The following is a 14954-nucleotide window of genomic DNA, read 5'->3' on the forward strand; positions in this document are numbered from 1 at the left end:
ATTACGGACAATTTGATCGGAGGAAAAGGCATGAAGGAAAACGCAATCGTAATTGGGGGAGGTATTGCAGGAAAATTAGCTGCTAAGGCTTTATCTTCTTATTTTCAACAAGTAATCATTCTTGAAGCTGATCAGGAGTGTAAAGAAAAAGTGCCCAGAAAGAGGGTACCTCAGAGCTCTCAACCCCATGTCCTATTAAAAAGCGGAGAAGAAGCCATTGAGAAATTGTTCCCACAGTTCGTGGCCCAATTGATAGAAGATGGAAGTATTGTGTCTAATTTTACTAAAGATTTGAAATGGCATCATTTTGGTTTCTGGAAACAACCATTTTCAGGAGAATTGACCATGGTGCAACAAAGTCGCCCGATGCTTGAATGGCATTTACAAAGACGCATTGATCAAGTTTCCAATATTACCACTAGATACGAAACAATGACGGAGCAGCTGATCGTAGATTGTCAGAATAACAAAGTACTTGGTGTACGGGTACGCTCCCTGAGAACAGGAATGGAAGATGAGCTTCATGCGGATTTGGTGGTTGATGCGAGCGGATTTGGTTCAAAGAGTATAGATTGGTTAAAAACATATGGAATAGAAGTTGAAGAAGAAAAGGTATGGATTCAGTTATTCTATGCTACTAGATTATTTCGTTTAAAAAACCAAGATCGTCCAGAATGGACTAACCTCCTTATTTCACCTGGTTTCCCTGAAAACCCTTACGGTGCTTTTATCCAAACCCTTGAAGAGAATCGGTTCTCTGTGACTTTTAGCGGCTACGCTAATGAGCGTGCACCGCAAACAAATGAAGAATTTTTTGCTTATGCAGGGCGTTTACCTGTTCCTGACGTGCTTGATTTCCTTAAACAATCAGAACCGATTACAGATATAAAAATTCATAAAATCCCTTACCAGGTACGTAGACGCTTTGACTTAGCGACAGAAATTCCCAAGGGTTTCTTAGTGATTGGAGATGCTCATTGCCGGTTTGATCCGCTTTTTGGTCAAGGGATATCTGTCGCTGCGATGGAAGCTTTAGAGTTACAAAAATGCCTTCAACAAGCTGAAAAACAGGGATTGGGTTTCACACAAAGTTTTCATAAAAGAATTTCAAAATTGATCGCAACTCCATGGGACATGGCTACTACAGAAGCATTTCGCCATCCTCAAATAAAAGGTGAAAAATCCCCCTTTCAGCCGTTTAAACAGTGGTATACCAAGAGAGTTTATCAAGCTTCGGCTCTCGATTCAGATATATACATCCGACTCGCAAGGGTAATGAATTTAATTCGATCTCCTTTACACCTTTTTCATCCAAAAGTTTTAACTGCCATAGTTACCGGTTTACAAAAAAAGAAGGCTTAACTACAATAGAGGGGGCTGTTTTGAGGTGCTTTTCTCAAATTTACAGTTAAAATGACATCCTGTTTGTCACAATAATCGGTAGATAAAAACACAATAAAACTCGTTTTTTTTGGCGAGCTTTTTCAATTATTTTGTTCTAGGCTCAGGAACTCCTTGATTATGGCAAGCACCCGTTCGATTTGTGCTTACCATAATCAAGGAAAAAACAACAAAGTCCATTTATGGATTCAATAAAGGGTAGCATTAAAATAATGTGGTTGGGTCCTGAAGCAGGTATAAAGTCTTAAGGATAATAGAAGGATTTATTTTCCTCTTTAATCTTTTAAAATACATAGAAGGAGGTAGAGTAACATGTTCAAAAGAATAATCATTCTTTTGGTGCTCTCATCAATTTTATTAGCATTAGTATTAGTTAGAGCTCATACAGCTGATCCTGTTAACAATACAAGTACGAAAAGCAATGGTTCCTCTGGGTACACTACGCTGGAATACAAGATTAGCAGTATTAATGGGAATCAATACTACGGAAAAAGTGAAGACGGGACAGGAATCCATTTTTCTTCTAAAAACATCCTCTCGGGTGATAAAATACAAGTTAATGATGTGGTCATATGCTACTTTGAAAAGAATAATTTAGGTAAGGGATTAGTAAAAGTCGAGAAGAAATAATATCACGAGGTGCCCCTTGCAGTCGCTTCTATCCGCTTAATACAAGGGAAGATTAAATATATGAATTTTACAGATGTACTGTTGCAAAAGGTGAAGTTCTTTTCTACTCATAACCAAAATTAATAATAGAAAGGGAAATTAGTTTGAAGGAATTTACGGTTTGCTATACGTTTGATAATGATATAATAACCGAAAAAATGATAAAAGAATTAGATGTTAGGAAAGAAGATGTTGTTCAAGAAGTAGTTGAGAAGATGGATTGTAACAAATACTTTATTGTGAAAAATGATCAAGGGAATTATATGATAAATTCAGATTTAGTACGTTATGTACGGATAATAAACGAAAAGATAGTAGTCAAATAATAGGGTTATTGTAAACAATAGACATTTGAAAATCCATCATAATGATGATTTGAATAAATGCTGATATATCAGCATTTATTCATATTAGAATCGTGTATAAAATTATTCTTGATTTTGAATAGCTTCCATAAATTTAAGTGAATATTAAAGGCCATACCAAGCCATTAGCTCAATAGTCGCCGCCACAACCTCATCGTCAATTCATGAACTCCGTTGCCCAACCCAAAAGTACCTCAAAACGGAACTTTTTAAACACAATCAAGCCCGTTTGAAAAACGTTAACAAATTCCCTCCTACCAATCATTCAAATAAGCAAGAGATAATGCTTTCGTTTGTGCATTGCAGACAATCCGGAATATCCTTGCGGTTTGAAGTCAACCCCCAGTAATAGGTGTCCCCCGATTCGTCACACAAATTAAATCGTACTATTTTTGCTTCACTCGAAAGTGTGTTTACAAGCCTCTCATAAAATTCTCCGTGCGTCATCATGTCTACTGAACCCAAGTGAAAAATTCCTTTTAAGTGATTTTCAATGATAAATCGCAGTTGCTTTGCTAACTGAGTGTCCAAAAGGTTGTTACATACTAAATTACTGTACACGTTGATCATCTGATTTTTTTCGATACTTTCCTTAATTAAATTCATTCTTGGGGAATCTTTACCCCAAATGGCGGGAATTCGGATCATAATGGCACGGTCCTCTAAAATTTGTTTTAATATATTCTCACAGTCGATTTTGAATTTTCCATAATCCGATTGGGCAACAGGTATATCTGCTTCTGTATGGTGCCGCGAATAGTCCCCATCAAATACATTTGCCGTAGAAAAGTAATAGAGTACACTACTGCTGTTGTGTAATTCCATCGCCAATTCTTTATGAAACTCGATTTGTTGAGTAAACTCCCCTCTTAGGCAAGAAATCACAATATCCGGTTTAATAGACTGTAAAATCTCCTTCATTTTAACAATTTGCTGAACATCTAATTGGAACTGCTTATCTTTTGGAAGATTGGTAGATGATGAACAATAGGTTCCATAAAGGTCATATCCATCTTTACATTCCTCAATTAAAGCTTTCCCGACAAGCCCGCTTGCACCAAGAATTAGTACCTTCTCCATCACGATTCCTCCATTTCTACAAATACTCTTATAATTATTATCTTACTCTTCATAATTTGGTTAAATAATAAGCGACAGGATAAAACACTACTCTCCATTTTCATCCTCTCACCTCATAGCTAACGTTCACTAATACATCTAAGGTCGGCATATTAACCCCCTCTGAGTGTTAAAGTCACTTTCATTTGCGAAATGCATAAACTGATATTTTAGCTAAGATCTGCTCTGAAGGTAGGCCTGGTTCCGATGACAACTGTAGCATCAAGTTCTTCGTCATTTACCACCTGCGGTATTAGTCCGTTTTGAGTAAAGATCTCGACTGTTTGCTTCGCCTGTCTCTCGCTAGTCTCGACTAGCAGGTGACCGCCCGGTGCCAGCCAAAGTAGCGCCTCGGCTGCCACCAGCCGCTGGATGTCCAGCCCATCCGTGCCCCCGTCGAGCGCTACCCTTGCCTCATGTATGCGTGCTTCAGACGGTAACAGACCGATTACCTCGGTAGGAACGTAGGGCGCGTTGGCGACCAGGATGTCGACGCGGCCCTGCAGTGTCGCCGGCAGCGGCTTGTAGAGGTCACCTTCGTACACATGACTACCGATGGAAGTGATGTTGCGTCTGGCACACCGAACTGCGGCAGGGTCGATGTCGACGGCGTACAACTCGATATCTTCCAGAATCTCGGCCAGAACGGAACCCACCGCTCCCGTACCGCAGCATAAGTCGACCACGACAGCTCCCGGCATAGCGAGTGAAGCTGCTTGGCGGACTAAAAACTCGGTACGGCGGCGGGGTACGAAGACTCTTGCATCCACCTCTATCCGGATACCGCAGAACTCCGCCCAGCCAATGATGTGTTCTAGGGGCAAGCCCGCGGTTCGTCTGTCCACCATATCGGCAAGCTCAGCCGGCGTTTTTGCCGCAGAGATGATCAACCGGGTCTCATCTTCGGCGAAAACACAACCGGCGGCCCGAAGCGTTGTGACGATGATCGGAAAAAGGGTATCTTCATTATTAACAATTGACCCTACCTTGGTAAGGATTGATATATCATCAACTTTTTTTAAAGTGTCATCTCTTTTTATAATGTTAAAAGAAGCCTTCCTAAAGTCCATTTGTTCCCCTCATTCGGAATATTATAAATTTTACCATAATTATAACATACAGGTTCCAACTCTCCCCAATAAAGAAACTTCTCCAATTAGCTTATTAAAAAAAGACAGACTGCTCGTTTAGCAGTCTCAGGCTGTCGAAAAACCCTCGGCAGCCTCTTATTTTATTCATTTAATTCAATAATTCACCGCATTAATTCGTTATAATATTATTGATATATAGGCTTTTCAACAGGCCCATTTGCAGGGACAATCAATAAATTTGGTATGATTCTGACAAAATAAAAAATTGCCGAGAAAAATACCCTTTCTCGACAATCTGAGACTGCTCGTTTAGCAGTCTGTCTTTGTAGGAAACAAGCCTTATAATGGCAAATCTCGTTTCCGAAAAATTGAAATACCTATTCCTATGGAAGCTATGCTAATTACAGATAAAATGTCTACCCATTATGGAAAGCTTAGGGACTTGCGCAATTTTCCGTATTTTTTTAGAGACGGTCAAATACCGAACTCATGTATTAATTTTTTAAATGTATTGTAAGCGGGTTTTGCCGAATAATCATCCCGCATAATCCCAAATTGATGGAAAAGATCATCTTTGGAGCTATCGGCATCCCGGAGTCCAAAAAGCTCATAATGGGAAATATTAAGCTCGTCCCGCAAATGATAGATTGTTCGAATAACTGTCTCAAGAACTTTCGCTTGCTGCTCATAAGACCTTTCCATATTGGTAAAAGGATTTTTTCCTGTAGGCCAACCATTTTCGGTAACACGGATAGGGACGGAAGCGGGTATTCCGCAAGCATTAAGATTCTTTTCCCTTAAATTACGAAGCGTCTTTTCCACAGAAATCGGTATTTCTTTTAAATTAAGCGGTTCTTCGAATACATCCACATAAAAATTATGTCCTACAAAATCGAGGGAATCTATAAACGGCTTCCCTCCAGCCTTTGCGAGGTTTTCCCAAAAATGAGGTACTGCCATAGGACCATCCGGCACCGAACCAAAGCCAATTTTTATTGGAAGATTGCGATCTTGAGTTTCCTTCTTTGCTGCAATCACTCCTTCTACAAGACCCTTTATTACATATGCCTTGGATCCTTCCATAAACGTCAAGTTGGGTTCGTTCGTAATTTGAAGTGATGCCAAATGAGTGCCATATTGGCTAATAATTTTTCGAATAAAACCAAGATAGCGATCAAGGTCTATATCCGGTTCTTGGAGACATCCTACTGTCAAGTCCCCTAATAACCCGGCTGAAAGATAGCGTTCCGCAACAGATAACATTTTTTCTTCCGATTCCGGTCCGTAATAAATGATATAGTTTCTAGGATGCAGCGTTTTGGTCTCACCTCGAAGGTCTTGGAGCGCAATTTGAATTTTTTCGTAGTTATCCTTCGGTCCGACAGCCAAACCAGAAGGTGTGCCTGCCACACTTAGCGGGTAAATTCCAAACGTTAATTCTGATGAAATCATACTATCTCTCTCCCCTTTTTAATATTTTTAAAATGAGGTATTTACCATTGTTGATACTTAAATTTTAGTTTATGCCGTGCATTTATATTTACTACCTGACGCTAATTATGTTTTAATAACTGAACTAAATAAAGATGGCTCTCATACATTTCAACTGCATCCGTTATATCTTTAAGAGTAATTTCATATATGTACGGTCTGCTCATTAAAAACGGTAGAATGGGTTTCCAATCAATCCTGCCAGCTCCCAGTTGTAATCCATCATGTTTCTGACCTTCACTATCTACAACGTGAAAATATTGGATATATGAATCTAATTTTTCTATCTGCTCTAACAATAATCTCTTATTACCTCTGAAGGAAATAAAAGCGTGGCTAATATCATAAGCCAATGGCAACTTTAATGGCCTAACAATTTCTTCGAACCAATTCGGGTTTTGGGCAGTAAAAAGACCATAAATGGAATTTTCCCATAAAAAAACACCTTTGCCATATGACAAAATATGCTTGATCTCATTTACAATTTTATCATTATTTTCTTTATTGATAGAAGAGGTGTCTGTCTGTATATAATGAGGGTGAATCACACATTTAATAGAATGTGATAAACAAATATCAGCTAGAATCCTTGTAGATAAATGATAGAAAAGATAATCTTCTTTTTGTTCGTGGATAATATTTAAATATCTCCCATTGTATTTTGAAGGGTGATGTAAATACACCTCAATATCCTCTCTTAAGAGCATTGAGATGGTATTTTCTAATTTTTTTCTCTTGTCTCCAAACAAATCGTCATCATTTAAATGCAATTCAATAATATCCGGCCTATATTGTAATCGGTCATACAGCTGTTCCGGAAAATACGAACATTTTAACCCTAACTTTAACAAAACACATCACCACTTTCGCATAATCCTATATTATTAAGAAATGAATGGCTTCTTCCATTATAGCAAAATTGCAGATATAATTTTCTGAATATATAAAAAACTCTGGCTAGATGCCAAATAAACGGAGCGATCCTAAGGAAAGCGCTCCGAGATCTCTTATTTTTTTTCCAGTAAATAATAGTTCAGTAAAATTAACATATTTAACTTTGTGGTAGTTTGGGGGGATCATTATATGATAAGCGATTCATAGGCAACATTTGATTATTTAATACAAGTCGTCCAGCCTGATAGCCAACGCTTGTTCCAATCCGATTCCCAATTATACTGCCGATTATCGATCCTATTATTGTTCCTGGTCCCGGGAAAATAGCTGTCCCCAGCATAGCTCCGTATTCAATCCCTGCCATTAAACCTAAGCCCCCGGTAACATTTTTAGAAGTTTGAATAGCATACTCCTTTTTATCCATATTACCGGATGTCATTGCCTGAGTATCTTTTAATTGAGCCAATCCCCCTGAAATGACACCCGCCCAAAGCGAGGTTCCATTAAACATATGTATTTACCTCCTTTTTCTGTTACTTTCACCATTTAATTTAAAATTATGTATGTGAGTTAAAAAGAACAATTAGTCATCCGAATGAAAGAAAAAGAATGGTATAACTAGCTAAAAACTAGACATAATTTAAAAAACGACCTGTTAAAAGTTCGGCTAGTTCTCATTAACTGAGATCTTAATTACTTTCCGACACTGTCGCAATCCTAATAAGAAATCCCTTACTAAATGTAAAACTTTGCTTAAAATTTTTTAAAAAAAAGGAATTATTTTCAAATTATCGAACAAAATAAATTTTATACTTATAGGATCAATTCAAATGCTACTTAATAAACGATAATGAGTAAATTTATGCACTTAGGACAAAACTTTACTTATTTTAAATTTCCATACTCTTAATAATGAGTGCATATATATGTATTTAAAAAGTATACTTTCCACTTTCGAAAGTACACTTTTTTAGCAAATCTTGGTCTATTTTCCCTAAATGATTTTTAATATGTTCAATCGAACGTCAATATAAAATATTCCAAATAATCAGGAGGAATTGGCATGTTCAAATCCCAAAAACACACAGCTAGATGGAAATACAAACGATTATGTAGAATTAGAAAATTGATGGCTATGTTGTGTTGATTTGCTGCATTAAGAGCGTGAAAACCTTTGGTGACAGTAGGTAACTTTACTGTTCCCACCTTTTTTGTTTTTATTTTAATCTTAAAGAATAAGACAAAATAATGTAAAAATACAATATAAAATAAAACCATTGTAGAGGAATACTGACCATAAAGATCCCTAATTAACGTATTCAAAAATAGATAAGAGGTGATTATATGACTTGGCTTAATGCTTTTATCATTGCCAATCTGATTGGCATTGGATCCAACCTTGACAATACCGGTGTGGGTATGGCATATGGAATTGAGAAAATTAAATTTCCTCATTGGGTCAATATAATTATTAATTTTTTAGGCTTTTTCACCGCTTTTTTAGGCGCATATATGGGTAAAGTTTTTTCTCAGTATACCTCAAAAAATTCTGCACAATTAGTTTCTTGCATCGTATTATGTGGAGTTGGTTTATTTATTTTATATACAGCTTATTTACATCCACGGATTTCAAAAGAAACATCACAAATTAAATTGCAAAAACCTGGATTCAAACAAGCGATACTCCTTGGATTTGGTTTATCGTTTTCAAACATTGCAACTGGTTTTAGTTCCACGATTTCCAATTCTTTGTCTTTATGGACAACAGTCATTAGTATTTCTGCCTGGGGATACTTTTTAATTTTTTTTGGTAATATAATCGGAATCGGAGTTGTATCCAGATTTCTAGGAAAATATTCTTCAATGGTCTCTGGATTTTTATTAATCGGCGTTGGCGTTCATCAGATTATATAATACAGTTTTTAGGAAAAGTTCTGCCTTTCCCTTACATTATATGTAATACCTCCAAATATATTGTTAAACATGCGTAAATTTTGAGTAAAGATTTTATAAAATAATGAGTAAAATAAATTTCTTCAAAATAAGAAATGGTACCTAAACTAAAACGGTACCATTTTTTTATGTTCACTTCTATTTTCCATTCTAATGGTATATGTTTGTACAAAAGAATTTTAAATTAGGTAGTAAACATCTTTCATGATACCTTCTTACCCAGTTGGAAAATATATTAAAAAAATTAAATAAAACTGGAGGAAACAAAATGAGTTGGCTGCAAGTTTTATCCTTAATAGGAATTGACATTTTACTTTCTGGAGATAATGCTATTGTCATCGCTCTTGCCGCTAGTCATGTTCCTAAACATCTACAAGGAAAAGCAATTATGGGTGGGATGTTAGGCGCCATTATTCTTCGGATTGTAGCAGCAACTTTTGTAATCAAGTTCTTAGAATATCCATTTGTCCAAGCAGTTGGCGGAGTCATTCTCTTACGGATTGCTTATTATCTAATTGTTCAAAGAGATGAAGAACAATTAGATATTAAAGCATCCGATCGGATTTGGCTCGCAATTCGAATTATTGCTATTTCAGATTTAGCCATGTCCATAGATAATGTTATTGCATTAGCTAGTGTTGCAAGAGGAATTTTCCCAATAGTAATGGGTATTATTATTTCGATTCCTATAATTATTTTAGGAAGTCGACTTTTGATGATGCTTATGGATAAATTCCCCATCATCATTTATGCAGGTTCCGCTTTCTTAACATTCGCTGCCGGAAAAATGATTATCGAAGACAAAGGTTTAACATTTTTAACAAACGATATTCCAGAATCCTATCAATTAGTGATTCCTATCGCAATGGCTATTATTTTAATAACTGCAGCATTTGTAAAAAATAATATTAAAGAAATAAATATAACACTTTAATCAAATAAGCATCGGATGAAATTCCTCGATGCTTATCTTTTTGTATGTTCAAAATAAACTGTTTGCATGACAGCTCTTATTTGCATCGACTTAACTGCGCTACCCCTTTTCATGTCTATCTATCGATTTGAGGTACCCACATAGGAAAAAAAACACATAATAACAACAATAAAAGCAGTGGATTTCACATAAGAAATCACACTGCTTTTGGCCTTTAATTATGTCAAATACGAGTTGACAGTTAGTTATAATTCATGGTAATTTGTATATGCAAATGAAAAAAGGGACTGAATGAAATGAATGAAGAAGAACAAGTATTAATTCATTGTTTATATTTTACAGCCAGCCGTTTTGCTCGCAACATTACAAAATTAGCTGAAAAAACGTTTGATTTCGGGGACCTTGCACCTTCTTATTTATACATGATCATGATTGTTAAATTCCATCCTGAAATCACTCAAAAAGAGCTATGTCACAAGTTATCCATCGCTCCTTCCACGAGTACGAGGTTTATTGATAAACTTGAAAAACTAAAACTGGTTACAAGAAAATTGAGCGGCAAACAAACCTATATCTCTTTAACTGAAGAAGGAGAAAAAATTTACCATCAGTTTCGGGGTTCATTAAAGGAATTATTTACAGGCTATTCTCAAATTTTAGGAAGCGAATTTAGTATAGATTTAAGCAAAAGGCTCAACGAAGCAAGCATTAAATTAGAAAAAGAACTGTAAATTTTTTTACCCCTTCATTTGCATATACAAATAAAAAAAGGAGAATTTATCATGAAATCTTTAGTCATTGCAGCACATCCGAATTTATCGAATTCAGTAATAAACAAAATGTGGATAGATAGATTGCACCAAGAAAAAGACATCACCGTACACGATTTATATACGGAATATCCGGACGGACGAATAAACGTGGAGCGTGAACAACAGCTATTGTTGGAACACGACAGGATTGTCTTCCAATTTCCATTTTACTGGTACAGCAGTCCTTCATTACTAAAGGAATGGCAGGATGTAGTCCTCACTTACGGTTGGGCTTATGGATCGGAAGGAACCAAATTGCATGGAAAAGAGTTTGTCCTGGCGATTTCTACTGGCGGGCCGGAAGCTGCCTATCAAGCAGGCGGCCACAATCAGTACAGCATGAGTGAACTTACAAAACCATTCCAAGCAACGGCAAACCTAACGGGGATGCGTTTCTTACCATCCTTTACAACACAAGGTGTTCGTTTTTTAACAGATGCCCAAATTCGGGAAAGTGCGGAAGAACTGGTACGCCATCTTAAAGCTTCCTATTAATCCTATAGAAGAAGTCTTTAATACTTCGTGGATGTGACTCTGGAAACAAAACTATATTTTTAATTACCTTTTTTTAATTGGATTCTCACTTATGTTCCACTTTGAACGAATTATGTGCCACTTCCCGGAGTTTATGTGCCACTTTCTCCTTTTTATGTACCAGCTACTTCCGAGCACCTAACACCAAAATAGCCAGGCTCAGGAATCTTTCTCTTATCTTAACTTCGGGCGGTACCTAAGCACCGCCCGTTTCTTCACAACGGAGGCAAATCCAGTTTGCCTTCTTCAAACAACGCTTTTAACATATGCTTCGTATACCCTGCCGCCTGGGAAAATTTTATTTTTGCCGGCATCGGTGCTTCATCCGCATCGACAACTACATCAATAATACAGGGTTTCCGTTGCCCGACGGCTTGTTGTAATGCCGGAAGAAGTTCCTCGGGATGCTCCACACGATACCCGATCCCGCCGCATGCATCCGCGTATTTAGCAAAATTAGGGTTTACCAGATCGGTACCGAACTCAATATTTCCCATTACCTCTTGTTCAAACTTGATCATTGCAATCTTATGATTGTTTAAAACAATGACAACCATCGGTAAATTGTATTTAACTGCTGTAACGAAATCATTCATCGTCATCCCAAACCCGCCATCACCGCACACAGCAAAAACCTGCTTGTCCGGATAAGCAATTTTTCCCGCAATCGCCCCGGGAAGACCGCAGCCAAGCGTCGCCAGCCAGCTGGAAATAATAAATTTCTGATTAGTCATATGAAAATGGCGCGCCATCCAAACGGTAACATTCCCCACATCGACAGATAAGACAGCATCATCTGAAGCTACTTTCTGCAAGTCGCTGATCACACGCTGCGGCTTAATCGGAACAGAATCATTCTCTTCCTGATGCTCTAACTTACTCCACCACTTATTCATCCGCTCCTGGCTTTTCTCTAAAAAGTCGCGATTCGCATTTTCACTTACATTCTCTTTAAGCCATTCGAGCGTCAACCTTGCCTCTCCCGCCAGACCGACATCAACCGGATAGCGCTTGCCGATTTGGTAAGGGTCGATATCAATTTGAATCGTTACTGTCTTCTCCGGTAAAAATCCCGTGAACGGAAACGAAGTCCCAATCATGATGAGCAGATCGGTTTCATGCATGGCTTCGTAGGCTGCCTTTGTTCCAATCAGACCTAGCCCGCCCAAACAATAGGGATGCTTATCTGGAATTGCTCCTTTTCCAGGCAGCGTTAACACAATCGGCGCGGCAATTTTTTCAGCAAATGATAATAATGTCTCCCGGATACCATGTGTCCCTCTACCTGCAAGGATAATCGGTCTTTCCGCTTTTTCAATCAATACCTTTGCCTGCTGTAAATCTTCCTGGAGCGGCAGAACGGCCTGTTTCACTATAAAACTGGATGTTACATGCGCTTCCTTCCCTACCTCAAAGCGAGGAACATCATCGGGAATCGTAAGAACGGAAACCCCTCTTTTTACATAAGCCGTCCGAATCGCTTGATTCACAACGGCAGGAAGCTGTTCAGCCGACATAATCCGTTGATTGTAGACGGCCACATCATCAAACAATCTGTCTAAATTAACCTCTTGAAAAAAATCAGTGCCTATCAGGTCCGTTTCCACCTGTCCTGTTATCGCCAATACCGGCACCTTGTCGAGCTTGGCATCATACAATCCATTCAAAAGATGAATGGCACCCGGACCAGCAATGGCGGTACAAACCCCTATTTTCCCGGTCAACTTTGCATAGGCTGCGGCCGCTAAGGCACCCGCCTCTTCATGCCGGACCTGAATAAACTTTATTTTATCCTGGGCTTTTCGCAAGGGCTCGATAATCGAATTTATCGAATCACCCGGCATCCCGTAAATATGATCTACTCCCCACTCAATCAATAGCTCAATTAACTTCTCACCAGCTGTTTGCTTAAACATAGGACACTCCCTTTATGAAAATAGATACTAGTAGTGTGATACTTTTATCAAAAAATTACTCAATATTTCCATTAAAATTGTGAGCAATCCTCAAGAAAAATAGGGTGCTGACAGACACGGCGATTGTAATGCTTAAAAAAAATCACCAAAACGCTCAAACAACCGTGTTCGTTTTGCCTCCGGGTTTATATATAGTTTCAACAACCGTTAAAGATATTTACAAGATTACATTTGACTGACCTATAATAAGTCCAATCTCCTCTACTAAACTTTAGACAAAATGGATGTTAATACGTATGAACTTTCCTCGTAAAAATGTTTTATGGTATGATGATTAAATTGTTTACTACCTTGTTTCACATTTACATTCATCTAAGAAAAGAGGTATTTATGCACTCCACTGAATTATCCAAGCGACATTGGTTGCTCATCTTTACACTTACTTTATTAACATTTGTTCTCGGGACAAGCGAATTTGTTATCGTCGGGATCTTAACCGATATTTCCTCGGGTCTTCATATAACAAATGCAAAAGCAGGCACACTCGTTTCTGCGTTTGCCATTACGTTTGCCATTACCACACCACTCGTGATGTCAGTAACAAGTCATTTTCCAAAGCGTAAATGGATGTTATTTTTGATAGGATCGTTCATCATCCTGAATGCTTTGTGTGTGATTTCGACGGGCTACATCATGCTCCTTGCACTTCGAATGATGACGGCGATTGTAACAGGAGTATTAATCTCTCTTGCCATGATTGTTGCAAGTGAAACCATGCCAATCGCAAAACGCGGACTTGCTATATCATTCGTTTTCGGTGGTTTTACTCTTGCAAACGTGATTGGGGTACCAATCGGCACTGTCATCGCAGAATGGTACAACTGGAATGCAACCTTCCTGTTAACGACTTTTCTAGGTGGAATTGCGTTTTTGGCATCTTTCTTCATTTTGCCTAATATGGTCAGTCAATTTCGCAGTTCGATGCGTGATCAATTTTCATTGTTGACACACCCACGAATCTTAATGGCGTTTTTCATTCCTTCTCTTGGATTTGGAGCGACATATGCCGTTTATACCTATCTTGTTCCGATCCTGAAAGGAATGGAAGCACCAAGTAATTCAATCAGTTTGATCTTGTTTGGCTACGGATTTATTTCGATTTTCAGCAACATACTCGCTGGTAAAATTGCCAGCTACAATGCGATCGGGCGCCTTCGATTGGTTTTCCTCGTGCAAGCAATTGTTCTGGTCAGTTTATATTGGACCACAAATAATTTGATCCTTGGCTTGATTAACATTGGCTTGATGTCATTAATGGCCATCCTTTTAACAACATCAACCCAGCTTTATTTGATTGACCTTGCCGGAATTTATCAACCAAGAGCGACAGGACTCGCTGCTTCACTGATGCCAGTCGCAAGCAATATCGGTATCGCCTTTGGTTCCGCAGTAGGCGGAATAGTTTACCATCAAGGAAATTTGATCAGTGTGACATTGGTCGGTGGGTTGATTGCTATCTTTGCAAGTCTTCTAACTTTCCTAAGTCATCACTTAGACCAAAAACAAATGAAACCCGCATAAGGGAGAAGCTACGAACGCATTGGCATGCTTCCTTTGGTACCTTCCGATGGACAATAAATTTTTCCATGACATAATGTTAATCCTTCAAATAAAATTAAAGAAAGAAGTATCAAAGAACAGCTGAACGATCTTGATACTTCTTTTAAAAATATCTAATTCTAATATCAGAACTAAAAAAGCAAGAGAACTGAAAT

Annotated in this window: 14 protein-coding genes; 8 read left to right on the plus strand and 6 right to left on the minus strand. The window is 38.0% G+C overall.

Translation table 11 applies throughout. From position 1 onward, the window contains the following. Positions 1-30 precede the first annotated feature (30 nt). The 3 genes from J2S10_RS11825 (at position 31) to J2S10_RS11835 (ending at position 2396) form a co-directional block, all read left to right on the plus strand. On the plus strand, positions 31-1362 hold the full coding sequence (locus J2S10_RS11825; protein WP_307407893.1) for an FAD-dependent oxidoreductase: 1332 nt from the start codon (positions 31-33) through the stop codon (positions 1360-1362). A gap of 351 nt (positions 1363-1713) precedes the next feature. Next, on the plus strand, positions 1714-2031 hold the full coding sequence (locus J2S10_RS11830) for a hypothetical protein (protein WP_307407895.1): 318 nt from the start codon (positions 1714-1716) through the stop codon (positions 2029-2031). Positions 2032-2174: 143 nt separating this feature from the next. Beyond that, positions 2175-2396 carry a hypothetical protein gene (locus tag J2S10_RS11835; RefSeq protein WP_307407897.1) on the plus strand — a complete coding sequence of 74 codons (222 nt, stop codon included), beginning with the start codon at positions 2175-2177 and terminating at the stop codon, positions 2394-2396. Positions 2397-2696: 300 nt separating this feature from the next. Here the strand turns inward: J2S10_RS11835 and J2S10_RS11840 are convergent, their stop codons facing one another. The 5 genes from J2S10_RS11840 to J2S10_RS11860 all read right to left on the minus strand — a co-directional run bounded on the left by J2S10_RS11840 (position 2697) and on the right by J2S10_RS11860 (position 7541). Then, positions 2697-3515 carry a sugar nucleotide-binding protein gene (locus tag J2S10_RS11840; protein ID WP_307407900.1) on the minus strand — a complete coding sequence of 273 codons (819 nt, stop codon included), beginning with the start codon at positions 3513-3515 and terminating at the stop codon, positions 2697-2699. Between the two features lie 209 nt (positions 3516-3724). Next, entirely contained in the window at positions 3725-4624 is a 900-nt protein-coding gene (locus J2S10_RS11845; protein ID WP_307407902.1) for a putative protein N(5)-glutamine methyltransferase, read from the minus strand. A 495-nt stretch (positions 4625-5119) separates the two neighbouring features. After that, positions 5120-6097, minus strand: coding sequence for a hypothetical protein (locus tag J2S10_RS11850; protein WP_307407904.1), 978 nt, complete (start codon positions 6095-6097; stop codon positions 5120-5122). A gap of 101 nt (positions 6098-6198) precedes the next feature. Continuing rightward, the gene (locus J2S10_RS11855) at positions 6199-6987 is read right to left on the minus strand and encodes a TIM barrel protein (RefSeq protein ID WP_307407906.1); all 789 of its coding nucleotides are present in this window, start codon (positions 6985-6987) and stop codon (positions 6199-6201) included. Positions 6988-7187: 200 nt separating this feature from the next. After that, entirely contained in the window at positions 7188-7541 is a 354-nt protein-coding gene (locus J2S10_RS11860; RefSeq protein WP_307407908.1) for a hypothetical protein, read from the minus strand. 833 nt (positions 7542-8374) lie between these two features. Here J2S10_RS11860 and J2S10_RS11865 point away from each other — a divergent pair. The 4 genes from J2S10_RS11865 (at position 8375) to J2S10_RS11880 (ending at position 11224) form a co-directional block, all read left to right on the plus strand. Continuing rightward, complete coding sequence (locus J2S10_RS11865; protein ID WP_307407910.1) at positions 8375-8944, plus strand: manganese efflux pump MntP; 570 nt, start codon at positions 8375-8377, stop codon at positions 8942-8944. A 307-nt stretch (positions 8945-9251) separates the two neighbouring features. Continuing rightward, complete coding sequence (locus J2S10_RS11870) at positions 9252-9917, plus strand: YjbE family putative metal transport protein (RefSeq protein WP_307407912.1); 666 nt, start codon at positions 9252-9254, stop codon at positions 9915-9917. A gap of 296 nt (positions 9918-10213) precedes the next feature. Next, positions 10214-10648 (plus strand): MarR family winged helix-turn-helix transcriptional regulator, encoded by a 435-nt coding sequence (locus J2S10_RS11875; protein ID WP_307407914.1) that lies wholly within the window; start codon positions 10214-10216, stop codon positions 10646-10648. A 51-nt stretch (positions 10649-10699) separates the two neighbouring features. Beyond that, a complete protein-coding gene (locus J2S10_RS11880; protein ID WP_307407917.1) occupies positions 10700-11224 on the plus strand; it encodes an NAD(P)H-dependent oxidoreductase in 525 nt (174 codons plus the stop codon). A gap of 254 nt (positions 11225-11478) precedes the next feature. Here J2S10_RS11880 and J2S10_RS11885 read toward each other — a convergent pair whose 3' ends face one another. Continuing rightward, a complete protein-coding gene (locus J2S10_RS11885) occupies positions 11479-13179 on the minus strand; it encodes a pyruvate oxidase (protein WP_307407919.1) in 1701 nt (566 codons plus the stop codon). Between the two features lie 390 nt (positions 13180-13569). Between J2S10_RS11885 and J2S10_RS11890 the strand changes: the two genes are divergently transcribed. Next, a complete protein-coding gene (locus tag J2S10_RS11890) occupies positions 13570-14760 on the plus strand; it encodes an MFS transporter (RefSeq protein WP_307407921.1) in 1191 nt (396 codons plus the stop codon). The last annotated feature ends 194 nt before the right edge of the window (positions 14761-14954 follow it).

This window comes from Neobacillus ginsengisoli (assembly GCF_030813055.1).